Source organism: Endozoicomonas sp. ALB091 (assembly GCF_049310265.1).
Classification (GTDB): Bacteria; Pseudomonadota; Gammaproteobacteria; order Pseudomonadales; family Endozoicomonadaceae; genus Endozoicomonas.
The window spans coordinates 318,718-344,454 of sequence record NZ_JBLYNQ010000007.1; the positions used below are offsets into that span (position 1 = coordinate 318,718).

Annotated in this window: 19 protein-coding genes and 5 tRNA genes; 19 read left to right on the forward strand and 5 right to left on the reverse strand. The window is 49.3% G+C overall.

Going from position 1 to position 25,737, the window contains the following annotated elements; translation table 11 throughout:
* Positions 1-75: 75 nt before the first annotated feature.
* Positions 76-1,305, reverse strand: a complete 1,230-nt coding sequence (locus tag ACO6UX_RS13500) for a cation:dicarboxylate symporter family transporter (protein WP_422448390.1) — start codon at positions 1,303-1,305, stop codon at positions 76-78.
* A 281-nt stretch (positions 1,306-1,586) separates the two neighbouring features.
* Here ACO6UX_RS13500 and nhaC point away from each other — a divergent pair, with 281 nt between their 5' ends.
* The 8 genes from nhaC to ACO6UX_RS13540 all read left to right on the forward strand — a co-directional run bounded on the left by nhaC (position 1,587) and on the right by ACO6UX_RS13540 (position 11,374).
* Positions 1,587-3,017, forward strand: a complete 1,431-nt coding sequence (gene nhaC, locus ACO6UX_RS13505; protein ID WP_422448392.1) for a Na+/H+ antiporter NhaC — start codon at positions 1,587-1,589, stop codon at positions 3,015-3,017.
* A gap of 175 nt (positions 3,018-3,192) precedes the next feature.
* Positions 3,193-4,206 (forward strand): asparaginase, encoded by a 1,014-nt coding sequence (gene ansA / locus ACO6UX_RS13510; RefSeq protein WP_422448394.1) that lies wholly within the window; start codon positions 3,193-3,195, stop codon positions 4,204-4,206.
* Between the two features lie 642 nt (positions 4,207-4,848).
* On the forward strand, positions 4,849-5,019 hold the full coding sequence (locus ACO6UX_RS13515) for a hypothetical protein (RefSeq protein ID WP_422448396.1): 171 nt from the start codon (positions 4,849-4,851) through the stop codon (positions 5,017-5,019).
* A 396-nt stretch (positions 5,020-5,415) separates the two neighbouring features.
* Positions 5,416-5,673 carry a hypothetical protein gene (locus ACO6UX_RS13520; protein WP_422448398.1) on the forward strand — a complete coding sequence of 86 codons (258 nt, stop codon included), beginning with the start codon at positions 5,416-5,418 and terminating at the stop codon, positions 5,671-5,673.
* Positions 5,674-5,764: 91 nt separating this feature from the next.
* The gene (locus tag ACO6UX_RS13525; protein WP_422448400.1) at positions 5,765-7,069 is read left to right on the forward strand and encodes a homoserine dehydrogenase; all 1,305 of its coding nucleotides are present in this window, start codon (positions 5,765-5,767) and stop codon (positions 7,067-7,069) included.
* 77 nt (positions 7,070-7,146) lie between these two features.
* Positions 7,147-8,535, forward strand: a complete 1,389-nt coding sequence (gene thrC, locus ACO6UX_RS13530) for a threonine synthase (RefSeq protein ID WP_422448402.1) — start codon at positions 7,147-7,149, stop codon at positions 8,533-8,535.
* A 381-nt stretch (positions 8,536-8,916) separates the two neighbouring features.
* The gene (gene recJ, locus ACO6UX_RS13535) at positions 8,917-10,653 is read left to right on the forward strand and encodes a single-stranded-DNA-specific exonuclease RecJ (protein ID WP_422448404.1); all 1,737 of its coding nucleotides are present in this window, start codon (positions 8,917-8,919) and stop codon (positions 10,651-10,653) included.
* Positions 10,654-10,753: 100 nt separating this feature from the next.
* On the forward strand, positions 10,754-11,374 hold the full coding sequence (locus ACO6UX_RS13540) for a paraquat-inducible protein A (RefSeq protein ID WP_422448406.1): 621 nt from the start codon (positions 10,754-10,756) through the stop codon (positions 11,372-11,374).
* Here ACO6UX_RS13540 and dinB read toward each other — a convergent pair.
* Positions 11,358-12,485, reverse strand: a complete 1,128-nt coding sequence (dinB, locus tag ACO6UX_RS13545; RefSeq protein WP_422448408.1) for a DNA polymerase IV — start codon at positions 12,483-12,485, stop codon at positions 11,358-11,360. The genes ACO6UX_RS13540 and dinB overlap by 17 nt on opposite strands.
* A gap of 194 nt (positions 12,486-12,679) precedes the next feature.
* Between dinB and ACO6UX_RS13550 the strand changes: the two genes are divergently transcribed.
* Entirely contained in the window at positions 12,680-13,327 is a 648-nt protein-coding gene (locus tag ACO6UX_RS13550; protein WP_422448410.1) for a lysophospholipid acyltransferase family protein, read from the forward strand.
* Positions 13,328-13,430: 103 nt separating this feature from the next.
* Here the strand turns inward: ACO6UX_RS13550 and ACO6UX_RS13555 are convergent, their stop codons facing one another.
* The gene (locus tag ACO6UX_RS13555) at positions 13,431-14,159 is read right to left on the reverse strand and encodes a hypothetical protein (RefSeq protein WP_422448412.1); all 729 of its coding nucleotides are present in this window, start codon (positions 14,157-14,159) and stop codon (positions 13,431-13,433) included.
* Positions 14,160-14,327: 168 nt separating this feature from the next.
* On the opposite strand from ACO6UX_RS13555, the gene ACO6UX_RS13560 reads away from it, so the two are divergent.
* Positions 14,328-14,996, forward strand: coding sequence for a response regulator (locus ACO6UX_RS13560; RefSeq protein ID WP_422448414.1), 669 nt, complete (start codon positions 14,328-14,330; stop codon positions 14,994-14,996).
* Here ACO6UX_RS13560 and ACO6UX_RS13565 read toward each other — a convergent pair.
* Positions 14,993-18,496: a PAS domain-containing hybrid sensor histidine kinase/response regulator gene (locus tag ACO6UX_RS13565; protein ID WP_422448416.1), complete on the reverse strand. Its 3,504-nt coding sequence runs from the start codon at positions 18,494-18,496 to the stop codon at positions 14,993-14,995. The genes ACO6UX_RS13560 and ACO6UX_RS13565 overlap by 4 nt on opposite strands.
* A 334-nt stretch (positions 18,497-18,830) precedes the next feature.
* Between ACO6UX_RS13565 and acs the strand changes: the two genes are divergently transcribed.
* The 9 genes from acs (at position 18,831) to ACO6UX_RS13610 (ending at position 23,817) form a co-directional block, all read left to right on the forward strand.
* Positions 18,831-20,780: an acetate--CoA ligase gene (gene acs, locus ACO6UX_RS13570; RefSeq protein ID WP_422448418.1), complete on the forward strand. Its 1,950-nt coding sequence runs from the start codon at positions 18,831-18,833 to the stop codon at positions 20,778-20,780.
* Between the two features lie 124 nt (positions 20,781-20,904).
* Positions 20,905-20,981: transfer RNA gene (locus ACO6UX_RS13575), tRNA-Met, on the forward strand.
* Between the two features lie 50 nt (positions 20,982-21,031).
* Positions 21,032-21,108, forward strand: a tRNA-Met gene (locus ACO6UX_RS13580).
* A 57-nt stretch (positions 21,109-21,165) separates the two neighbouring features.
* Positions 21,166-21,242 (forward strand) — tRNA-Met (locus ACO6UX_RS13585).
* Positions 21,243-21,299: 57 nt separating this feature from the next.
* Positions 21,300-21,376 (forward strand) — tRNA-Met (locus ACO6UX_RS13590).
* A gap of 58 nt (positions 21,377-21,434) precedes the next feature.
* Positions 21,435-21,511 (forward strand) — tRNA-Met (locus ACO6UX_RS13595).
* A 34-nt stretch (positions 21,512-21,545) separates the two neighbouring features.
* Positions 21,546-22,427 (forward strand): patatin-like phospholipase family protein, encoded by an 882-nt coding sequence (locus ACO6UX_RS13600; RefSeq protein WP_422448420.1) that lies wholly within the window; start codon positions 21,546-21,548, stop codon positions 22,425-22,427.
* 278 nt (positions 22,428-22,705) lie between these two features.
* Complete coding sequence (locus ACO6UX_RS13605; protein WP_422448422.1) at positions 22,706-23,284, forward strand: DJ-1 family glyoxalase III; 579 nt, start codon at positions 22,706-22,708, stop codon at positions 23,282-23,284.
* A gap of 134 nt (positions 23,285-23,418) precedes the next feature.
* Positions 23,419-23,817, forward strand: coding sequence for a hypothetical protein (locus tag ACO6UX_RS13610; protein ID WP_209275073.1), 399 nt, complete (start codon positions 23,419-23,421; stop codon positions 23,815-23,817).
* A 148-nt stretch (positions 23,818-23,965) separates the two neighbouring features.
* Here the strand turns inward: ACO6UX_RS13610 and ACO6UX_RS13615 are convergent, their stop codons facing one another.
* Positions 23,966-25,648 (reverse strand): AMP-binding protein, encoded by a 1,683-nt coding sequence (locus ACO6UX_RS13615; RefSeq protein ID WP_422448425.1) that lies wholly within the window; start codon positions 25,646-25,648, stop codon positions 23,966-23,968.
* Positions 25,649-25,737: the final 89 nt, after the last annotated feature.

The window sequence follows — 25,737 nt, forward strand, 5'->3', positions numbered from 1 at the left end:
AACCACAGAGATCACAAAACCCGAAAAGCAAGAGACAAGCTTTTCACAATGTGCTTCATGATCTCTGCGGCTCCATCAAGCCACACTACTTTCAGGCTCCTGCTTACCATCCTCATTGCCATCATCACCGTTAAGGCCAAGCCTCTGGCACAGCCTTGAAAATATAATGGCGAAAGCTCCATTTCCACTGACATTCATGGCAGTACCAAAGGGATCAAATATCATATAGACAGCGGTAATTAACCCCAGCATTTCATCTGAAAAGCCCATCAAACTCTGTAAGATTGGCCCTACCACAAGAATGACGCCCCCGGGCACAGCCGCTACCGAAAATTTGGCCAATGCATAATAAAAACCAAAGATGGCAAAACCCGCCAGATCGGGCATTGGCATATGGAATGTATTCAGGGTCACCAGCGCCAGAATGGTCAAACCGATCGCACTGCCAATGGTATGAATATTGACTGTGGCAGGCACGATGGTTCTTGCCATGATGGGATTACCGATATTTCTTTCAGTACTGTCGATTAACACCGGCATCGTGGCGGCGCTGGAGACCGTGCTTAAACCCGTTAACCATGCAGGAAATACGTTGCCAACGTAGGTAATAAAAGTCCGAAATGAACACTTTGCTGCCACAAAAAAGTAGATAAAGAGGTAAGCCAGCTGCGAAACAATAACCAGCAGCAAAATCCTGCCATAAGCCGAGATAGCCTGGCTCAAAATTCCATCCGCATGGAGTTTGTAGGCAAATCCGAGGATAAAAAAAGGCAGTATCGGAATAAAAAAATGTTTCAGGAACCCGCTGGAAACATCACCGGCTCTGAAACAAAGCGCCCTTAGCGGTTGCATATCCAGCAGGTTCACCAGCAGGCCTGCAATGAATCCCACAATCAAGGCATTCATATTTGTGAATAGAGGGGGTAATTCAAACACCCACATGGTCGCCAGACCACTGCCATCAAGAGCATCAAGGGTGATAGGCATGGATATCAGCGGCACCATGACACTGCCAATAGTATATCCGGTGAAAATGGCCGTGATATTGGAAGCAAATACCATCATGATCAACAACAGGGCAAACAGCAGAGCATTCTTACCCATTCTGGCGAGACAGGAGACCACAAAGCTGAACACAATAAATGGCAGGACAAAAACCAACAGTGACTTAATGGTCAGGCTCAGGGTGAAAAAAAATGACTTAACGTCATAGCTCATCCAGGGATCTGTCAGAAAAGGGATCAACAACACCAACAGAAGTGTGGTCGGCAGTTTAATGTTGGCAAGATGCTCAATAATTTTCACGAATCTCCTCTTTCCCGGTAATAAAACTGACTGTGATGAAAACATAGACTTTTTTTCTGCATCGTCAAAATGTGACCGCTCTCTCAGCCTGAAAACTCACAATTTCGAACATATGTTCCAAGAAAAAATTGTCCCAGCTCATTATTTTTCGCTTTTCCGAGGGGACTGTAAGGATTCGCTGTCATTTTCTGACACAGATCAAAAAATATACTTGCCAAATCATTAGGATATGCGCGTTCGATAGCGCATTGATTAAATTAATAACCCCTCGGAGTTCATTCATGGAGCAGAAGATCACGTTACCTTCTATGGGACAGGTGTCCCTGGTATTAGGTACCTTTCTGGTTCTCGCTTTTGCGTTTACCGCCAAACTGAACCTTCCTATTCAATTGGCGCTCTGCATCGGCTGGTTCCTGGCCATGGGACTGGGTGTCAAACTGGGCCACCAGTACAAAGATCTTGAAGCGGCTGCCGCAGAAGGTATCTTCAAAGGCACCGGTGCGATCCTGATTCTGATTGCCGTAGGCGCACTGGTGGGCACCTGGATTGCCGGAGGTATTGTTCCATCGATCATTTACTACGGCCTGAAAACTATCCATCCTTCCATCTTCCTGCTGGCCACCATGGTGATCTGTTCCATGACCGCCCTGGCAACCGGTACCTCATGGGGTGCAGCCGGTACTGCGGGTATCGCCATGATGGGAATTGGTCAGGGTCTCGGCGTTCCTGCCCCGGTTACTGCCGGTGCCATCCTGTCCGGTGTTTACTTCGGTGATAAACTCTCTCCCCTGTCGGACAGTGTTATCCTGGCTTCCTCAATGTCCGAGGTTGAAATTGTTGACCACATCAAGGGCATGCTGCCCATCAGCCTGACTGCTTATGTCCTGACGGCCATCGCTTTCACCGTGTACGGTTTCCAGTTTGGCGGCAGTGCTGATATGGCCCAGGTGCAGGAAGTTATGAACCTGATGGATGAGAACTTCAGCATCTCTTTCATGGCTTTTGTTCCGGTAGTTATCATTCTTTTCCTGCTGGCCAAAAAGTTCCCGTCCTACCCGGTTATCATGCTGGGTGCTGGCCTGGGTGTGGTCTGGGCAGTTCTGTTCCAGGACCGCACGCCCATCGACGCTGTGAACGCCCTGTGGGCACCGTTGACGGTTGATTCCGGCAACGCTTTTCTGGACAACATCCTGAACCGGGGCGGTATGGTGAACATGCTGGGTTCCGTTGCGGTTGTTATCTTCGGCCTGGGCTTTGGTGGCCTGCTGGATAAGGTGGGCATCCTGGAAACCATCGCCCGCACCTTTGAAAACCGCATCACCAATGAAGGCAACCTGACTGCCTACACTGTGGCTACGGCATTCCTGGCCAACGTATTCGGTTCTGCCATGTACGTATCACTGATCCTGACACCCAAGATCATGTCCGGAAACTACGACCGCATGGGTGTTGACCGTCGTATGCTCTCCCGCAGCTCGGAATTTGGCGGTACTCTGACTTCAGGTATGGTGCCATGGTCTGACAACGGTATCTTCATGGCGGGCCTGCTGGGAGTATCTACTTTCGCCTACGTGCCTTACATGTGGATGAGCTTCATCAGTATCGGCCTGGTTGTTGCCTTTGCTTACCTGGGTAAATTCCGCCCGGTGGATAACAAGTATGTGAAACAAGTGGAAGATCATTCAGTCCACGGCCAGATGGCTACCGCCTGATTACTCTCTTTATCATTCATTCCCAGTGCCGCCCGGGTTGCTATCAACAGGGCGGCGTTTTTTTTCAGCCTCTGCCCCACCTGACCGTGCATTGCAGTGATAGACTTGATCAAAGCCCATCACCCAATGACAATCGCCGTTTATACTGTGAGGCTGATCTTAATCAGGAACATTCATGAGCAAGAAAATCTACGTTGCCTACACCGGTGGAACCATTGGTATGCGCCATTCAGATTCCGGCTATGCGCCCGGGGATAACCTGATGGGGCTGCTGGAAGAGAAACTTTCTCCTGATGTGATGGCCAGCCTGCCAGCATTCGAACTGTTTGAATACCCTCAGCTGATCGATTCCAGCAATATCCGCCCGGGTAACTGGCAGCAAATCGCCGCTGATATCGCCAGCCGCTATGAGCAGTTTGATGGTTTTGTCGTTCTGCACGGTACCGATACCATGGCTTATTCCTGCAGCATGATCTCTTTTATGCTGCAAAACCTGCAGAAGCCGGTCATCTTTACCGGCTCCCAGATTCCTCTGTGTGAAGCCCGCACCGATGGTCTGGAAAATCTGGTTGGTGCCCTGACCGTGGCGACTGATGACCGAATCAAAGAGGTTTGCCTGTATTTCAACGGCCGCCTGTTGCGCGGCAACCGTGCCCGTAAACTGAACGCCTACCTCTTTGATGCCTTTGACAGCCCCAACTACCCTTGGCTTGGCCGGGCAGATATCCATGTAGAACTCAATGAAACGCTCCTGTGGCGGCCAAAGGAAGCTGAAAAGTTTCAGCTTGATTGCGACGGTGAAACCCATGTTGGCATTCTGCAGCTGTTCCCTGGCATTACTGCCAGGTGGATGGAGTCTGCGCTGAATCAACCCATGGATGCCTTTATTCTGCGCACTTATGGTACAGGCAATGGCCCTGATGCTGACCACGCCCTGCTGGACACCTTTGCCAGGGCAACCGCTTCAGGAAAATTGATTGTTAACCTGACCCAGTGTCACCGGGGCACCGTTCACCAGGGTAGCTATGCAGCAGGCTCAGCACTGGCCAAAGCAGGTATTGTGGGAGGCCTGGATACCACTACCGAAGCCATGTTCTGTAAACTTCATCACCTTTACTCTCTGGGTCTCGGCACCGACGCGGTTAAAGCCATGCTCAGTGTCAGTCTGGCTGGTGAAGTCTCTATCTGATTGCCATTTCTTCTTGTGATAAGGGTGTCCAGACCACCCTTATTCTTTCCTGCCTTTTCAGCTATCTCCTTCTCCTCAAAAATATCAGTGAACTCTTGCCAAAAAATTCTGTCTACATGGACATTAAATTCAGAATTGCGATGAGGAAACAGGATAATGCTGACAGCACCTACTCCACAAACTATCAGCAGACAAATGACCGAGCCAAAAGTCTGTGTCTATGGAGGTTTCCAATGCGGAGCTGCTGCGGGCTTAGGTTCCGGTATTTTCACAGGGGTCAAAGTCACATCCTGTACTTGCACAAACTTTCTCAAAGACTGTTGCTGCTGTCTCGGAAATATAGATCAGGCAGACCGCTGTCTTAAATTAGGTCTAATGACGGGCAAAGTATGCGCTACCTTTGGCATATGCTCGGGAATGACAGTCGCCGGGGGTCTGGTTGGGGTATTGACTATGGGCTCTTTGGGGTATGCGTGTGCAAATAAGGAACAGCGATCTCGCTACTGTGCCAGTGCTAGCGGCCTTCCCAGTGCATGCTCCACGCTAGCCAAATTTCTGTGTTGTTATCTAGGCCCTTTCTCTGACAGTCGCTGTAGTCATCCGGAACAGCAGGAGCAATCAGCACCGGGTAAGGATTCTGCTGTGATTGATGTTGAGCCCCTGCTGCACGATACCCATTTGCCTGCACCTGCGGGCTCAATGGCTCCGCCACCCTACAACACCCTGAACTATCCCCCCAATCATGCCCCCCCCAATTATGAAGAAACCATTAACTCGCTGGCCGATGGTGTCCAATCCAATAACCCTGACTGACAGCGCTTACATTGCCTGTTGTTTTTAAAACCGTTAAACGGAGTAAATCGCAAAATGCTTAATGCACCCATACCACAAACCATCACCAGATCTATCACCAACCCGAAAGCCAACTGTCATAATTGCACAGGCTGCGGGGCCACTGCTGGCCTTGTCGCTGGTAGTTTCCTGGGGACCAAAGTCACCGATTGTAGCGGTGCACAATGCATGCACTGCCTGCTACGTGGAAATACAATTGATTGCCAAAAATGTATTACAGCAACAGGCTTCTGTTCTCTAACCACTGTGGCAATAACAATTGTCACTGGGTTGGCTTTCGGTGGTGTAGGATATTTGTGCGCGAAACATCTGCAGGGATCATCATGTCTTGCTAATAATGACTCCGAGGAAGACAATTTGCCACCTGATCAGGACGATACACCTGCCAGAGACATTACCGGCACAACAGACCAGGAAACAACACAACCGGTAACAACAGCCCCGGTTACGGCCACTGGAATGATTGACAAGAAGTCCCTGCCTGACAAGGCTGGTTGTGCATCTTCGGACTCAATGGATCCCCTTAACGTTCCACCATCCTACAAAGACCTGTTCCCGGATCCCCCCAATTATGAAGAAGCCATGAAATTACTGCGAGACAGTGCCCGCGAATGACACCGCCCATATCGCATCAAAAAACTGTTTAAGGTTATAATCCCCACCGGTATTACCGGGAATGATCATAACAATGAATATGGGGAACACCTTGAAACCGGTCAAAGTAGGTATCTGTGGACTTGGTACTGTTGGTGGTGGCACCTTCAATGTACTTCAGCGTAACGCCAGAATTATTACTGCCCGGGTCGGCCGTCCTGTGATTATTGAGCAGGTTGGTGCCCGCCGGGATAATTCTGACTGCGACACCGGGGACATCAACGTCACCCGGGATATTTTTGCAGTGGCTCACAACCCTGAGATTGATATTCTGGTAGAAACCATTGGTGGCTATGATGTCGCCAAAGAGCTGATTCTGACGGCAATCGACCAGGGAAAACATGTGGTCACTGCCAATAAGGCCCTGATTGCCGAACATGGTAACGAGATCTTTCAGGCTGCCCGTGATAAAAATGTCATTGTCGCCTATGAGGCAGCGGTTGCCGGTGGCATTCCCATCATCAAGTGTCTGAGGGAAGGGCTGTCGGCAAACAGCATCAGCTGGCTGGCGGGTATTATTAACGGTACCGGCAACTATATCCTGACGGAAATGGGTGACCATAACCGTCCGTTTGCCGATGTTCTGAAAGAAGCACAGGCACTGGGCTACGCTGAAGCAGACCCAACCTTTGATGTCGAAGGTATTGATGCCTGTCACAAGCTGACTATTATGGCGTCCATCGCTTTTGGTATTCCTCTGCAATTCACCAAAGCCTATACCGAAGGCATCAGCAAAATCACGCCCAGTGACATTCAGTATGCCGCTTCCCTTGGCTTTAGAATCAAACACCTTGGTGTTGCCCGCAAGGCAGCCAATGGCATTGAACTGCGGGTTCACCCGACCCTGATTCCTTCTGATCGTCCACTGGCCAACATCAATGGTGTGATGAACTCGGTTGTGATTCAGGGAGATGGGATTGGCCAGACCATGTACAGTGGCCCCGGGGCTGGTGCTGAGCCCACGGCATCTTCCGTAATCGCCGATATCGTCGATATTGCCAGAACCATTGACGCTCCAGACGCTGCTGTTCATGCCCTGGGTTTCTCAGCGGAAAGTCTGAGCGATACCCTGCAGGTACTGCCGATTACCGAGACAGTGTGCAGTTTTTATCTGCGCATCCATGCCGACGATCACCCCGGAGTAATGAATGCCGTTACCCGGGTGCTGAGCAACCACGGCATTAATATCGATGCCATTACCCAGAAAGTCACTCGTGAAGATGATGGTTGTGCGGATATCGTTATCCTTACCCACCGTACTCTTGAAGGCACCATGGACAAAGCTATCTCTGAACTCGAGGCGTTGGAGGATATTAAATCCCCCATCACCCGAATTCGTGTTGAAACCATGGCCTGAAGCTATTTGCCCACCCGCTTACTCTTTGCTGGGTAAGCGGTGCTGTCAGAGTAATAAACAGATATACGGAATTCCCAGTGAAATACATCAGTACCCGAGGACAGGGACACACCAAAGATTTTCAGGATGTTCTGCTGGCCGGGCTGGCGGATGATGGTGGTCTTTACGTACCAGAAACCCTGCCACAGTTCAGCGCTGAGACCATTCGGTCACTGAAGGGACTCCCCTACCATCAGCTTGCCTTTGAAATCATCCAGCCTTTTGTCGGCGGAACCATCCCGGATGATAAACTCAGGCAGATGATTGATGACAGTTACGCCGGGTTCAGCCATCAGGCTGTCGCACCACTTCAGCAACTGGGTGCCAATCAGTGGGTTATGGAACTTTTCCACGGCCCAACCCTGGCCTTCAAAGACTTTGCACTGCAACTGCTTGGTCGCCTTCTGGACCACACACTGACAGATCGTAATGAAAAGGCCATAGTACTGGGTGCAACGTCTGGTGATACCGGATCGGCAGCCATCGAAGGCTGTCGCCATAGCGATCATCTGGATATATTTATTCTTCATCCTTATCAACGGGTATCAGAAGTTCAGCGTCGCCAGATGACGACGGTTCTGGACAGCAATGTTCACAACATTGCCATACAGGGCAATTTTGATGACTGCCAGGATATGGTGAAAAGATGTTTCGCCGACCAGTCGTTCCTGCCGGAGAACACCCGGCTCGTTGCCGTTAACTCCATCAACTGGGCCAGAATCATGGCCCAGATTGTCTATTATTTTCACGCGGCCCTGGCCCTTGGTGCGCCGGATCAGCCTGTCAGCTTTGCAGTGCCTACCGGCAACTTTGGCGATATCTTTGCAGGCTATATCGCCCGGGGAATGGGCCTGCCCATAGAGAAACTGATTGTTGCCACCAATCACAATGACATTCTCCACCGTTTCTTCCAGAACAATGACTACCGCAAGGAAGCACTGCAGCAGACACTGTCGCCCAGTATGGACATCATGGTTTCCAGTAACTTTGAACGCCTGCTGTTTGATATGCATAACCGTAATGGCGACACCCTGACGGAATTGATGTCTGGTTTCAGGGAAACAGGAAATATCCGTGTTGATAATGATGTGTGGCAGGCCATCAGAGCACTGTTTGATAGCAGCCGTTCTGATGATCAGCAGGTCTGCGATACGATCAGTGCCCTGTATAATAACACCGGGTATCTTGCGGACCCCCATACAGCAACCGGTATCCGGGCAACGGAAGAAGTTGGGTTGGCCAGAGAAACGCCAGTGGTAACCCTGGCAACCGCCCACCCGGTGAAATTCCCTGACGCGATCGTCAAAGCGGGCCTGGATGCACCCGCACTGCCAGCTTATATGGCTGATTTGTTTGAGCGGGAGGAGCGTTACGATATTCTTGACAACGAACTTTCATCTCTCAAGTCTTTCATCCAAAGCACCTGACGTTCAAAACCATCACACCTGCAAAGTGCATGCTGGTGTCGCCTTCAAGCAGTTGTGATTCTGCCGATCCAGAACAGGGAGTGTTCTGGAAACTGTCACCAATGAAACCCGATTTGGCTATAAGCGATGGCATAAACGCCTGGCTCCAACCATCCTTGGTCGACGGGCCATAATTCACGCTCATAAGGCCACGGGAAAAAATACATTGTATGGCCGTCATAGTCGGTCACATGTGCATTATATGGCTGAACTGAGACGGAAGATAAACGCGTTAAAGTAATCCATTACGGTACTTTGCAGGCTCTCTATTTATCGCCCCCGCTAAACGGAAACTGTGTTACCCTGACACTTCCTTTCGCTTCATCGCCTGTTGTTTCATTTATGCCTGTGAATATAATCCGCCGCACCTACGACCTTTCAACCTGTTGCTTCACGCCCGAGATGGATCCTCTGCTGGCCAGAATATACAGTGCCCGGGGCGTTAAAACTCAGGATGAACTGCCACGTCAGCTGCAACAGTTAAGCGACTACCGGCAACTCAGGGATATCGATAAAGCCGCTGACATTCTGGCTGAGGCTATTATCAACCAGCAGCGCATGCTCATTGTTGGCGACTTCGACTGTGATGGTGCCACCAGCAGTGCTCTCGCGGTTCTGGCGTTGAGAAGCATGGGTGGCCATGCTGATTTTCTGGTGCCCAACCGCTTTGACTATGGTTATGGCCTGACCCCTGAAATTGTTGAAGCCGCCCTGCCCTTTCAACCGGATGTATTAATCACCGTTGATAATGGCATCTCCAGCCTTACCGGTGTCCTGGCAGCAAAAAACAAAGGTATGAAAGTGGTGGTTACCGACCACCATCTGGCTGGTCGCGAACTGCCCGAAGCCGATGCGATCGTTAACCCTAATCAGCCAGACTGCCCGTTTCCCGGCAAAAATACCGCCGGGGTAGGCGTTATTTTCTACCTGATGTGTGCCTTGCGAACTCTGTTGCGGTCACGGGAGTATTTTCAGGGGAGCACAGAGCCCAATCTGGCCGAACTTCTCGACCTTGTTGCCCTCGGCACAGTGGCTGATGTGGTCAAGCTGGACAGCAATAACCGCATACTGGTTTTCCAGGGACTTGCCCGTATCCGCTCCGGCCGCTGCCGACCGGGTATTACAGCGCTGATTGAGGTATCCGGTAGAAATGCTGAAAAACTGGTCGCGTCTGACCTGGGCTTTGCCCTGGGTCCAAGACTTAATGCGGCTGGACGTCTGGATGATATGTCGATTGGTATCGAACTGCTCCTTTGCGACGATATAAACCGGGCAAGGGAGTTGGCCGTTGAGCTGGATGGTCTTAACCGTGACCGAAAAGCCATTGAGGGCAGCATGCACAGCCAGGCCATGGCAGAGTTGGAGAAAATCCGCTTTAACCAGCAAACAGACCTGCCATGGGGCGTCAGCTTGTTTCAGGAAAGCTGGCACCAGGGCGTGGTTGGCATTCTGGCGTCCCGGGTAAAAGAGAAACTGAACCGTCCGGTGATTGCTTTTGCTGAAGCCGATAATCCTGTGGGAGAGCCAGAACTGAAAGGCTCTGCCAGGTCGATTCAGGGACTGCACATGCGTGATGCACTGGACAGTATTGCCAGGGATAACCCCGGACTTATTATTAAATTTGGTGGTCACGCCATGGCCGCGGGGCTGTCCATACCAAAAGCAAAATTCAACGAATTTCAAACGGCTTTTGACCTTGAGGTCAGAAAACAACTGACCGCTGAAGACCTTCAGGCAGAAATGCACACTGACGGTGAACTGATGCCCGGTCAGGTAACCATGGCAACCGCCTATACCCTTCGCGAGGGCGGGCCATGGGGACAAAGTTTTCCTGAGCCCTGCTTTGATGGTCAATTCCAAATCATTCAGCAGAAACTGGTGGGAGAGAAGCACCTCAAAATGGTACTCAAGATACCCGGCAGCGAACTCTGGCTGGATGCCATTGCCTTTAATATTGACAACAGAGTGTGGCCTGATCCCAATATTCGTCAGATCAAGGCTGTCTATAAACTCGATATCAATGAATTCCGTGGTCAGCACAACTTACAACTGATGGTTGAACATTTTGAACCAGCATGAAATAGACCCATCATGATTAGCAAGCTGACAAACGTCGCTCCTTAGACCAAACTGAGCTATCAGAATCTATTCCTTATTAAGAAGAACAATGAGGTCGTTGATGACAGCTTCCAGGTGGCTACTCACGCTGATGATAATCACCTCCCTTTGCCTGCTGATTCCGGGAGTGACTCAACCCATGATGACCATCAAGGCCGATCTTGATCGTCAGGCAATGCTGAATGAGGCAAGGCATATCGTTCAGCAGCAGAACCTTCATCCTGCCATGGCGGGTCTGGCTACCCAGTTCCTTGATCGTCTGGAAGTTAAAGGGACATCCACTGTTTATGAAAAGAAGCGTTCCATTCTTGGTACCGCTGAAGACCTCTGGAGCAGTGGCTATTATTTTGTGGCAGTACTGATTGTCACCTTCAGCCTGGTGATACCGGTGATAAAACTGGGCTTCCTGTTGCTGGCTAATTTTGTCAGGGAAAACCAAATACTGCTCAGGCTGAACAGTTTACTGGGCAAATGGTCCATGGCTGATGTGTTTGCTATTGGAGTACTTATCGCCTTTCTGGCGGCCAATGCCACTGCGGCTGGACATGACGAATCCAGGCAGATTGTGCAATTTGATGCAGCATTGCACTCTGGCTTTTATTGGTTCGTGGCTTATTGTCTGGTCAGCAATATGATGGGACAGCTGGCAGAAAAAAAACGGGAGCCTAAGCCAGCCCCATAATTTTCTTTTCAAAAAGCTCCAGCTGCTCAAGCGCTCTTTCTTCACGGAGATCCACAAGCCTGACCCCTAAGCCAAGAAGCCTGACCGGACGACCTCCCCGTTCCCAGGCTCTTACCAGCAACTGAGTAAAATGCTCCTTAACACTTTCACCGGTTGTCGGCAGACTCTCCTCAAGGGTGGTCTGGGTAAAATCAGCAAACTTTACCTTAACAAAGTGCTTATGCACCTCGTATTCCTTTTCAATACGCTGGTAGCGTTCCTGAAGTTCTTCAAGCAACGGGATAACCTGTGCAGTAATATCCGCAAGCCCCGCCAGGTCTTTATCATAAGTATGCTCAACAGAAAGGGACTTCCTGCGCCGACTGGTCTGCACCTCACGATCATCCCGCCCCCGGGAAAGCTCCCACAACCGTTCACCAAAACTGCCAAACCAGCGACTTAACTCAAGAATGGAGTACTGGCGTAATTGCCCGCAGGTATTGATGCCTTTTTTATGCAGTTTCCCGGCGGTAACCCGACCTACCCCATGAATTTTTTTCACAGGCAGATCGAAAATAAAATCATCCGCCTGTTCCGGAGTGATCACAAAAAGGCCATTGGGTTTATTCCAGTCACTGGCAATCTTCGCCAGAAACTTATTGGTGGCAACGCCGGCAGAGACGGTGACATGCAATTGTTGAAAAATTTTCTGCCGGATTTCCTCGGCAATCAAGGTGGCACTGCCTCGGCAAAGATGAGTTCCGGTGACATCGAGATAGGCCTCATCCAGGGACAAAGGTTCAATTAAATCAGTATATTGGCGAAAAATGGCATGAGCTTCAGAAGACGCGGCACGATAAACAGAAAAGCGGGGAGGAATGATCTTCAGCTCCGGGCAGAGCCGCATCGCCTGGGCTGAAGACATGGCTGAATGCACACCAAATCGACGCGCCTCATAGTTACAAGTGGCAATCACCCCTCTACGATCCGGAGCCCCCCCGACAGCAACCGCCTTTCCTGACAACCTCGGATTATCACGTATTTCAATACTGGCAAAGAAGGCGTCAAAATCGATATGTATGATTTTTCTCTGGACCACCTTTTGCTCAAGAATGGCATTACTTTCCATCATGTTCCAATTAGCTCCGGGATAAGCACTGTATATACATACAGAATGCTTTTGGCAAGCAATTCCTTGCCTGTTAACCAGTCGTTAAGGCTGCATACATTCATTTTCTGTTATGAAGCTGTGCTCAAAGCGATCGCTCTTTTGATAGCTTTCAACACCGCTTCCTGTAAACGGGATAGCAAGGCACCCTCTGAACTATGCAAATCACAATTTTCAATACACCCATTGTCAGCCAGACCCTTTCTATATTCGCAAAACTGTTTCTCAAAGTGATGGGCTGGAGGATTCAGGGCAGAGCCCCACGCCTGGCCAGGTACGTGCTTGTTGGTGCTCCCCATACCAGTAACTGGGACTTTGTCTATGGCATGGCGATTGGCCTTGCTACCGGTGTACAGTGTTACTGGGTGGGCAAACACACCCTGTTCTGGGGGCCGTTCAACTGGGTTATGCGCTGGATGGGAGGGATTCCACTGGATCGGAATGGCAGATGCAGAAGAGGCAGCCTGGTAGAACAGGCGGTCTGTACTTTCAAGCAACACAGAAAGCTGGGCCTGGTGATATGCCCTGAAGGTACCCGGGCACTCGGCGAGCGGTGGCACACAGGCTTCTACCATATGGCAAAAAATGCCGGCATCCCCATTGTACTTGCCTTTCTTGATTTCAAGGACAGAACCGGAGGATTTGGTCCTGTTATCGAGCCAGGGGAGGACATCGAAAAAGACCTTTCGGAAATACAGGCATTTTACTCAGACATTTATGGCAAACATCCGGAATGCTTTAGTCCGGTATCACCAAAATGCACAAAGCAAAGCCTTCATGGGCCATACCAGGCACCGACTTCATAATGCCTGTGATTAATTTTCGCCCTGCTGAGAATGGGTGTAGTGCTTTGCAACAGGCGTTATTGAGCGCCTGTAAAGCAGTCGGGGAAATGAATGCCCTTTATCATCAGCCAACCAGATCAGCCAATTCCTTGATAGAAACCTGCTCGGCAACCACTTTAGCTGCAATTCGATCATGAAGAGCTAAAGGGGTTCTTTTAATGCCCGCAGCCCAATCATCAAATTTTTGCCATAAATAGTGTTGTGCACTGAGCTTGACTGAAAAATTTCCCGGACCATCGATGAAATGCTCGACATTATTGGATTTATTATGTTTAAAGTCATTGTAAATCAGTGGGGACAATAAAGTGCCTGCTGCCAGACCGCCGAGGATGATATTCACAGGTTCCACAACCGCAACCATAAGCCCGAAACCCACAACATATCGACAGGCAAGGTCGGTAACCCGGTTATAGATAAAATTACTCAGTATGTTTGCTGGAGTAATCGTATATTCCAGGAACGACTTGGTGTTTTCTCTCCCCGAAAGATGATCCACAGCCTTCATAAAGGGCGCATAAACACAAAAGCCGAAAACCCCACCCACCAAGGCAGATGGGAGCGCAAAGACAGTATGGCCAAAAATGCTACCAACCAGTTGTCCGAGCTGGGAAACTGCCGCAAGGGAAGAAACCGCAACCGTCTTGACTGTATTCCATCCAGGACTCTTTTCCCGGTCCTCTTTTAATTCAGCCAGGCTTTGAGCCTTTGATTCATAATCTTCAAAATATTCCTTAGTGTATTTACCCTGATCAACAGCAACTGGAACTGAAGAAAAATTGACCGAACCAACCATTTAGTGCCCTTATTTCAGTAGATATCCACTAATTATGACCGCCCCAACAGAGAATAGTTCCATCATATGAAATCGATTTACTTATACTTTAATAAACCTCTGAGTCTTTGAAGGGTTCACAGAGGTTATTTAATTGACCGATCAAACAGATAATGGCAACCTCAAAAAATGGACTACACAATAATAATTGCCGATGACCACCCCTTATTCCGGACTGCTCTCAAGTCCTCTGTTGGTCACGCACTCAAGGAACCTGTGATCCACGAAGCTGGTTCAATCGCTGAACTGCAAATGCTTCTGGACAACAATGCCTCACCGGATCTCATCTTGCTGGATCTGCACATGCCGGGAGCGCACGGGCTGTCCGGGTTGATATTTCTCAGAGGGCAATATCCGGATGTTCCTGTTGTCATTGTTTCAGCTTCTGATGACCAGCAGATCATACAGAAAACCAAAAACCATGGAGCCAGTGGCTTCATTCCAAAGTCTACGCCGCTGGATGTCCTGAAAGTCGCCATTATCAAAGTTCTGGATGGAGAAAACTGGTGGCCTGATAATTTCCAACCTGTCGAATCCCGGCAAAGCAGTGATATGGAAGCCAGACTGGCAACCCTGACACCACAGCAGTTCAGGGTTCTGGGCATGATCAGTGAAGGCCTGTTGAATAAGCAGATTGCCTATGACCTGAATGTTTCGGAAGCGACGATCAAGGCCCATGTGACCGCCATTTTCAAAAAACTGGGGGTCAGAAGCAGGACCCAGGCGGTGATCGCCATCAAAGCGCTGGAAATTGAGATGCCCGGGCAGGATCCGGAAGATCATAAAACCGAAGACTAAACCGTTTCTAACGGGTGTTTTTCAACGTCATAACGGTTCAGAATGGCCCTCATGGAGGCTGGCTTGACGGGCTTTTTCAAATAGCTGATATTCAGCTCCCGGCATCGTTGCCGCAGTTCATCCTGTTGATTCGCGGTGACCAGAACAGCACCTGTTTGATAACCTGACCTTTTACGGATACGTTCTATCAACTCAATACCGCTGGCCTGATCGCCCATCTGGTAATCCACCATCAATAAATCAGGCGTCATGACCTCAAGCGAATGAATCGCTTCATGATGACTTTGTGCAGTCTCCACCCGACACCCCCAACGAGTTAACAGACTGGCCATACCTTTGATAATGTCCGGTTCATCATCCACACACAGAACCTTCAACCCCATGCTCCCCTGATCAGGATCACAAGGTACCACTGCGGGATCCACAATACTTCCAGAGACCAAAGGAACCACAACGGAAAAAACAGCCCCCTCTCCCGGCGACGATGACAAGGAAATTTTTGCCTCAAGGATCTGAGCTATACCTTTAGCAATGGAGAGCCCAAGCCCCAGCCCATTCACGGCTGTCGATAACCGCTCAAATTCTGCAAAAATCAGTGCCTGCTTGTCTTGGGGTATGCCCTGCCCATTATCCCTTACCTCAAGTCTCAGCTGTTGATTGTTGATAAAACGACATCCCAGCAGCACTTTTCCTGTTTTATGGGTGCTGGCAACATAACGAAACGCATTGGTCAGGAAATTTTGTAATATTCTTCTCAGGAGCACCGGATCGGTTTTAATGCGCCGATCAGAACTGACCACCCTGAACATCAGCCCATTCTCTTTCGACAACAGCGAAAACTCGGACCTCAGGGGCTCTAACACCTCCATTACAGGAACATCCCGAAGATTCACCGCCACCTTACCCGCTTCGATTCGCGACATATCCAGCAAATCTGTCAACAAATGCTCCGCAGACCTTAATGAGTTGCTGATATTTTGCGCCAGTTCTTCATGCACGGTGCCTTTTGCTTCCAGTTCCATGGAGGCAGTAAATAGTCGAGCCGCATTCATTGGCTGCATAAGGTCATGGCTGATTGCCGCAAAAAAACGTGAACGCAAGTGGTTCGCTTTCTCTGCCTGTGACTTTGCCCCTAAAAGTTGCACATTTAACAATGACAGCTCTTTTGTCCGCTCCTGCACCCGATGCTCCAGGCTTTCATTTGCTTCTTTCAGGGCCTGCTCAACCTGACGGAACCCGGTGATATCGGTGAAAGCCATAACAAATCCACCACCGGGCATGGGATTCCCCTGAATCTGAATCACCCTGCCATCCTGTCGCCGCCTTTCTGAGCGATGGGCCGTCCCATTCCTCATATATGACAGTCGTTTATTGACGTGATGGTCTACATCACCGACTCCGCAAAGTCCATTCAGGGCATTATGCCGAATAACATCTGCAATGGGACGACCCACCTTAATCAGGTCATTCGGGTAGTCAAACAACTGCAGATATTGCTGATTCCAGGCAACTAACTCCAGGTTACGATCAACCACACTGATCCCCATGCTGATATGCTCAATCGCTCCCTGCAGCAGTTCCCGGTTGAACTGAAAGACTTCCGAGGCCTCATCCACCATAGCCTGAACTTCTTCAAGCGCGACATTCCCATGTGCCAGAGACTTCATCACAATACGGGCCGATGACGCCCCCAGCGTTCCTGCAAGCAACCGTTCAATCGCGGCCACCAGTTCTGGCCCTGCCTGCTTATGACCATTCAGCGCTCCGAATAGCAGCCCTCTATCCCCGGACTCAAAGCGTTGAATAACACCCTGCACCCGGTTTTTACTGACAAAGCGGCTGGCCAGCTGTTCAAGCTCTTCTACCGTAATGGCTGCATTCGGGAAAACACCATCTTCAGACAGGACCGCATCAACAAACTTCCGGGACTGCCTTCTCTCTTCAATACCCGGCCTCAGGTAAAGACAGCCACAAAGATAGACAAAGGTATTCAGCGACAGCGCAACCAGTGTTGCTCCGGTGACCGTACCGGTAATACCCAGACCAAAAAGATTATCCGGCTTAAGCCACTCATAACCAAAAACACCTTGCTGAACAACACTGGTACCCAGCCATGAAACATCAACCAGCACAGGTACTATCAGGCAGAAAAGCCAGACCATAAAACCCACTAACAGGCCACCGGCGGCTGCCCGGGCATTGCTTTCCCTGATGTAGAGACTACCCAGCAACACCGGGGCGAGTTGAGCAACGGCCGAAAATGACATCTGACCGATAGCAGCCAGAGAACCAGCGCCTTCCAGCAGTCGATAAACAACCCATGACAACATCAATAAAATGACAATCGTCGTACGTCTTACCGTCAGCAACAGGCCACTGAACCGGTAAAAGTCATTACTGTCGCGGTAACTGTGATTATTTCTGCGCAGCAGTAATGGCATTAAAATTTCGTTGGATACCATGGTGGTCAAAGCCAGTGTTGCCACAATCACCATGCTGATGGCAGCAGACACGCCCCCCAGAAAAGCCAGCACAGCCATGGGTAAGTTGCCCATCAGTTTTGGCAGTTCAATCAAATAGGCATCACCGGGCACAGTGCTGCCCAATAGCTGATTGCCAGCCAGCGCCAGGGGTATCACAAACAGAGCCAGTAACAACAAATAGGCAGGAAACAGCCATCGAGCCTTATGGAAATCATCAATGCTGCTGTTTTCTACCACCGTGACATGAAATTGTCGGGGCAGACACAGTATGGCTGCCATGGCCATTACCGTAGGCATGATAATACTATCAAACCAGCTGACCCCGGCATTCCCGTCACCCGGCTGGATGATGGCATCAAGACTAATATGATCCACAGCAGCCCACGAAACCCAGATTCCCACCAGCAGGAAAACCGAGAGCTTAACCAGAGACTCAAAGGCAATAGCCGTCATAATGCCATTCTGGTGCTCGGTAGCATCCAGCTTTCGGGTACCAAACATAATGACAAAAACACTCAGGGTTAAGGTGATGGCTAATGCCAGATCTTCCCGAGACCATCGGCCAGACTCTGGACTGTCATCCGTCAGCTGAGCAAAGCCCATCACAATAGCTTTTAGCTGCAGCGCTATATAGGGAAGCACACCAATGACCAGAATGAGGGTCACCAGAATCGCCATAAAGTGGGAACGACCATGGCGGGAAGCGATAAAGTCGGCAATTGACGTAATGTTCTCCTGTTTACTGACAGTAATCAGCTTGACCAGAAGCTTCCAGAAAAGAACAAAAACCAGGATGGGACCAAGATAGATGGGAAGAAATGACCACAGGTTTTCACTGGCCTGCCCCACAGCACCGAAAAAAGTCCAGGAAGTGCAGTAAACAGCCAGAGAAAGACTGTAAATCAAGGGCTGCCAGCGTTTTCTGAAAGCAGCCCCCCGATAATCACCAAACCAGGCGGCAACAAAAAGACAGGCGACGTACACTGTGGCAATAAGGGCCAGTATCCATCCAGACATAGCTATTATTCTTATAAGTCATCCTCAGCGAAATATACACCGGTGCCCGTGGAATGTCGCCCTTGATCGTACGTTAGTCAGAAGGCTGATACTTTCGATATCAGTCAAAATAGCGATAGGGTTATTAAATGCACAAAACCGGGACCAGATACTTTATCTGATAGAAGTTAAGACCAAAGTCTAATACCAGAAATCCCTGCAAATCCTAAACTGAGAACACTTCAATAAATACGTTCACAGTCGTTTTATTGAGCAATCACTCAACCTCAACAAAATAACAACCGCCCTGAGTCATTTTGAACTAAATAATAATAACAACACTAAGGGAAGTGATATGTCTGACACCTCCGTTTATCCAGTTAAACCTGCTGCTCTTGAGAACACACTGGTTAACAACGACCAGTATCTGGAAATGTATCAGCAATCCATCATTAACCCTGAAGGCTTCTGGCGCGAACACGGTCAACGCATCCACTGGTTCCAGCCTTTCTCCAAAGTGAGAAAAGTCTCTTTTGACGACCACTTCGTCAGTATCAACTGGTTTTATGATGGTACCACCAATGCGTCCTACAACTGCCTTGACCGGCACCTGGAAGAGCGAGGTGACCAACTGGCCATTATCTGGGAGCCGGATGATGAAGGTGAAGCCAGAAAGGTGACCTACCGGGAACTGCATGAACTGGTATGCCGCTTCGCCAATGCATTGAAGAGTCAGGGTGTTCGCAAAGGTGATGTGGTAGCGATCTATATGCCCATGGTCATCGAAGCCACCGTCGCCATGCTGGCCTGCAGCCGTATCGGGGCCATTCATTCCGTGGTGTTTGGCGGATTCTCACCGGAGGCTCTGGCAGGAAGAATCATTGACTCAAAAGCAAAGATTGTCGTGACTGCCGATGAAGGTGTTCGAGGCGGGCGCACAGTCCCTCTGAAAAGCAACGTCGATGAAGCACTGACACACCCCGACACACACACCATTGAGAAGGTCATTGTTCTCAAGCACACAGGCGCTGATATTGCCTGGCATCGTCACCGTGACGTCTGGTGGCAGGAGCTAACCGCACTCACTTCGCCACACTGCGAAGCCAGGGAGATGAATGCCGAGGATCCACTCTTTATCCTCTATACCTCAGGCTCTACCGGAAAGCCAAAGGGTGTCATGCATACCACAGGTGGCTACCTGGTATACGCTTCCATGACCCATCAATATGTATTTGACTATCAACCCGGCGAAGTCTTCTGGTGCAATGCTGACGTTGGCTGGATTACCGGACACTCATACGTCACCTATGGCCCTCTGTTGAATGGCGCAACCATTGTGATGCATGAGGGAGTGCCTAATTATCCTGAAACCAATCGCATCAGCAAAATCATCGATAAACACGCTGTGAATATTCTTTATATTGCACCAACAGCTATCCGCTCATTAATGGCAGAAGGCGATGCAGTGGTCAAAGACACTCATCGAAACTCACTGAGATTGCTGGGCTCTGTCGGGGAACCCATTAACCCGGAGGCCTGGAGCTGGTACTACTCAACCATTGGTGAAGAGCGCTGCCCTATTGTCGACACCTGGTGGCAGACCGAAACAGGCGCTGCGATGCTGACTCCACTTCCGGGAGCCACTGACCTTAAGCCAGGTTCAGCCACGCGACCATTCTTTGGTGTACAACCTGCCCTGGTAGATAACATGGGTCGTCTGATCCATGGCCCCGGAGAAGGCAATCTTGTCATCCTGGATAGCTGGCCCGGACAAGCGAGAACCGTCTATGGAGATCATGAACGGTTTGTTCAAACCTACTTCTCATCGTTTAAAGGTATGTATACAACAGGTGACGGAGCCCGAAGGGATGAAGATGGCTATTACTGGATCACCGGTCGTGTGGATGATGTCATTAATGTTTCCGGCCACCGTATGGGAACGGCAGAAATAGAATCGGCAATGGTAGCCCATCAGCAGGTGGCGGAAGCTGCGGTTGTCGGTTTCCCACACCATATCAAGGGCCAGGGGATCTATGTTTATGTCACGCTCAATAGCGGGACAGACAGCAGTGAAGACCTGAAAAAGAACCTGAAGGAATGGGTAAGGAAAGAAATAGGGCCAATTGCTACCCCGGATATTATTCAGTGGGCCCCGGGACTTCCCAAGACCCGGTCTGGAAAAATCATGAGGCGGATTCTTCGGAAAATAGCTGCTGACGAGTTCGAAAACCTTGGCGACACATCAACGCTGGCAGATCCTGAAGTCGTGAACCAGTTGATCGCGAATAAAGCGGTGGCCAGCTAATAATTGTCAATTGTCGTGCGGTATCCGTGCATAACCAATACCGCACTCACTTTCACCCTCTCCTTTTGCCGCAGGTAATCCTTGACATTATAACCAGCGTCCCTATAATTCGCCTCTCTTTCGACGCGGGATGGAGCAGTCTGGTAGCTCGTCGGGCTCATAACCCGAAGGTCGTTGGTTCGAATCCAGCTCCCGCAACCACTTTTGTAAAGCAGTTGATGTTTTTTAAAGAATCAGCTGAACAGTTTTGTCGCGGGATGGAGCAGTCTGGTAGCTCGTCGGGCTCATAACCCGAAGGTCGTTGGTTCGAATCCGGCTCCCGCAACCACTATTGTAAAGCAGTTGATGCTTCTTTATTTTTAAAGAATCAGCTGAACAGTTTTGTCGCGGGATGGAGCAGTCTGGTAGCTCGTCGGGCTCATAACCCGAAGGTCGTTGGTTCGAATCCGGCTCCCGCAACCACTTTTGTAAAGCAGTTGATGCTTCTTTATTTTTAAAGAATCAGCTGAACAGTTTTGTCGCGGGATGGAGCAGTCTGGTAGCTCGTCGGGCTCATAACCCGAAGGTCGTTGGTTCGAATCCAGCTCCCGCAACCACTTTCATAAAGCAGTTGATGTTTCTTTATTTTTTAAAGAATCAGCTGAGCAGTTTTGTCGCGGGATGGAGCAGTCTGGTAGCTCGTCGGGCTCATAACCCGAAGGTCGTTGGTTCGAATCCAGCTCCCGCAACCATCTTATCTCAATTAAGAACCTCATCACTCCAACCATGCAACACATCGCCCCCTCCTCATCCATAAAAAGAGCGCTGGTTGTTGAAGGTGGAGGTATGCGTGGCATTTTCACCGCTGGTATTCTGGACGCTTTTCTTGATAAACGAGTCCAAGCTTTCGATGGCTACTATGGCGTCTCGTCTGGCGCGCTGAATCTCAGTTCATTTATTGCGGGTCAACGTGGACGCAATCTTGATATCTATACCAAGCTATGCCTTGACTCTGAGTTTATCAGTATTCTGCGCCACATCAGGGGTGGGGATCTGTTTGATCTTGACTGGTTTTTCCAAAAGCTTTCACAACAAAACGCTTTAAACTTTGACCGTTTCAGAAAGAGGCTGAACACTCAACGCTTTACCGTTGTCAGCACATGTATTGAAAGTGGAAAACCCGTTTATCACAGCATTGACAGCAACACACCAAATGAGGTCATCAACGACACATTGAAGGCAAGCAGCGCCTTACCCATGATTTATCGAAAGCCGGTATTGGTTAATGACCACGCCCTGACCGATGGCAGTTTATCAGACCCCTTGCCAATACAAAAAGCGATTGATGACGGCCATAATCAGATTGTTGTACTTAGAACCAGGCAAGCAAACTTTCGTAAAAGCTCAGCGACCGGGTCAAAAATTTATGCCTGGCAAAATCGTCAAATGCCAGCCGTGTCAACGCTGATAAAAGATCAGAACATCATTTACAACCAGGCGGCAGATCTTGCGGAATCAGTTGCACAAGACTCAAGCGTACATCTGGTTCATATCTCGCCACTGAAGCCACTGAACACCTCCAGAGGAACAAGACACAGAAACCACCTTGTGTCTGATTACCACAGTGGCTACACCCTCGGCTATAACCTTGCCGGGCAACTGGCATAATACCAATTCATTATCAAATTTATCTCACCAGCCCTAACTATCTGCTAGATTAAAATTCTGTCGGCATAAGAGCCTGTTTAAATATCTTAATGCGAACTGAAAGCGACGATAAAACAATCCTGTTATTCATTTTTTCTCATTTTGTAGTCTGATTCTGTGCAGAAGAGAGCCAATATACAGAAGCTTTATCTCTCAGTTTTAACTACCCGCACAAGATCCCATACGGCCTTAAGCTGCAGACATTTACTTAACACCCCACCTTCTAAATAGGGTCTACCATGCCAAGACAGGTTCTCATCCCAATTGCTGATGGCTCTGAAGACATTGAAGCTGTGACCATCATAGATACACTCAGGAGAGCGGGCGCACAAGTCACTGTAGCCAGCTGCCTTCCTGATGGCAAACAGACCATCACCACCTCACACAAAACACAGATCACAGCAGATGTGCATATAGAAGCCTGCACAGGCAAGCCGTTTCACCTGATCGCCCTTCCTGGTGGCATGCCCGGTGCCGACAACCTGAAGAACTGCAAAACGCTGATAACACTGCTGCATGACCAGCAAAAAGCCGGAAAATGGTATGCCGCTATATGCGCCTCGCCTGCGGTTGTTCTTGCTCATCACGGTTTACTGGATAACGTCCACGCGACTTGCTACCCCAGCTTCATGGAGCAAATGGAAGGTGCCCTGACACATCCCGGAAACACCGTAGTCGTGGATGAAAAGAAACGGGTTATAACAGCCCAGGGCCCGGGCAATGCCATGGGATTTTCATTTAAATTAGTTGATGCACTCTATGGAAAAGATGCTTTTCGGCCGATAGCCAAACAGATGATTGCTGACTGGGCCTTGTGATCCTTCTCCAGTAAAAACCCCAACCTCATCAGCGATGTTAATTGAACGTAGTTGTACAAATGCGTATAGAATACATATAAGGGTTTTCCGAAGCCGCAGGGAAGCCCAGTGCATTAACCCACGAGGTATGAAAAATGGAAAGCTTTATCCTGATTGTGGCTGGCATTTTTGCACTGTATTACCTGAGTCAAAAACAGGACATTATGGCAAACAAGATGTTTGGTCACGAATTCAACCGTTTCGAGCGGATCTACCACAACACCACCTACTCTTGTCAAAATTCCACCATTGTCAGAAAGCAACTAACCAGTGGAATGCCCCTGCCCTTCATTCCAGCGACCAGCTATTCAGTAAGAGCCTTATGCCTTACCGAAGACAATCACTGGTTCTGGTTTGATGCCTCTATACATCGCATGAAACTGGATCGCACCAGCATCACCCCCACCGATGCCAAAGACGCATTTAACGCCTTGAAAGACGACCCTGAAATACTGCACCGTTACTTCTCAAACCATGACCAGCAATCAGCATAACTGACTGCCAGAAACGCCTTGACATATAAACGACAGATAAAAAATATCCTGTAACCCTGATTACCAGGGATTACAGGACTTGTGATAAAGAGACCACCCTTCCGAATGGATCCCACCAAAGCATAACAGGTTAACTCACAACCTATGACTACCGAAGGTCTTTGCGCAAAATCTTACCAACCGGTGTCATCGGCAATTCATCACGAAATTCACACACTTTGGGCACTTTATAGGCCGTCAGATAATCACGACACCAGTTTAGTAACTCGTCAGCTGTAAGACTGTCATCTGACTTGATAACAAACAACTTGACCTTCTCCCCGGTATTCTCATCGGGCACTCCAATGGCTGCACAGTTTGCCACCTTCGGATGGCCGGAAACAACATCCTCAATTTCATTCGGATAGACATTAAAACCGGAAACCAGAATCATATCCTTGATGCGGTCAACAATTCTGACAAACCCATCTTCCTGGATCACAGCGACATCACCGGTTTTCAGCCAACCATCCGTACTGAGTACTTCGGCTGTTGCTTCAGCTCTCTGCCAGTATCCGGACATAACCTGCGGCCCCCTGACACAAAGCTCCCCAGGCTCACCTATCGCAGTCTCACCACCATTCTCGTCTATGGTTTTCAGCTCTGTGGAAGGTATTGGCAGGCCCGCTGTACCTGGCTGTGACAAATCACCGGCTGGATTCATACAAACGGCGGGAGAACACTCTGTTAACCCATAAGCTTCAGAAATAATACACCCGGTCTCTTTATGCCACCTTTGAGCCGTTGCCTCCTGCAGCGCTGTCCCTCCGGATAAAGTTACCTTTAAACCTGAGAGATCACATTCTTTAAATTTGGGATGATTCAGCAAGCTGGCAAATAGGGTATTCAGGCCAATAAAAGCAGTAAAACGCCACGGTTTAATAAACTTAATAAATGTATCTGTATCTCTCGGGTTAGCTATCAGAATACTGTGATTCCCCATAAACGGCATACACATTAAATGCACTGTGAAGGCATATATGTGATAAAGCGGTAAGGGTGCGATAAGCGTTTCGTGCCCTGTTTTTAAAATTTTCTGCCCCTGTTCATCCACTTGAGACAGCATCTCTTTGGACTGAAGCATATTTGCTATCAAATTCCTGTTAGTCAAAATGGCACCTTTGGCCACCCCGGTAGTACCACCAGTGTATTGAAGTACCAGGGGATCAGAGAGCTTACCCTCCGGAATCGGTTGATAGTCAGAGGCTTTTGCAGCCCTGAAGGAGTCAAGCAGCGGAACTGCTTGGGGTAAGGAATACCGTGGCACCATCTTCTTAACATATTTGACCAGGAAATTAACCACCTGCCGTTTCGGAGCCGGGACCATATCAGCAAGCCGGGTCACAAAAAGATGCTTGATTTCTGTCTGACCAACCACCTCTTCAACGAGATCACCAAAGTTTTCAAAAAATACTAACGCCTTTGCTCCCGAGTCCTTGAACTGGTGCAACATTTCCCGGGCAGTATAAAGCGGGTTGGTATTTACGATAACCAATCCGGCTCGCAACGCGCCATAAACGACAATCGGGTACTGTAGAAGATTGGGCATCTGAATCGCAATTCGATCCCCCGGTTGCAGATCAGTATTTCTTTGGATGTATGCTGCAAACCGCTGACTGTAAAGATCAATGTCAGCATAAGTCAGTGTATGTCCTATGCCTGTAAATGCGGGGAGCGAGCCATTCTCATTTAAAAAAGCATTGATCACAGATAAAGCACTGGAATACTCATCAGGGTTAACAGAATCACCAACCCCAGCAGGCCTTTTACCATTCCAGAATGATGCATCCATAACACTGCGCCTCTTATTTTATGGTTATTGTTATCAGGGCTATTTAACCTTTTCAGGGAATTTTACCCAATATTTTAACGACAGGCATC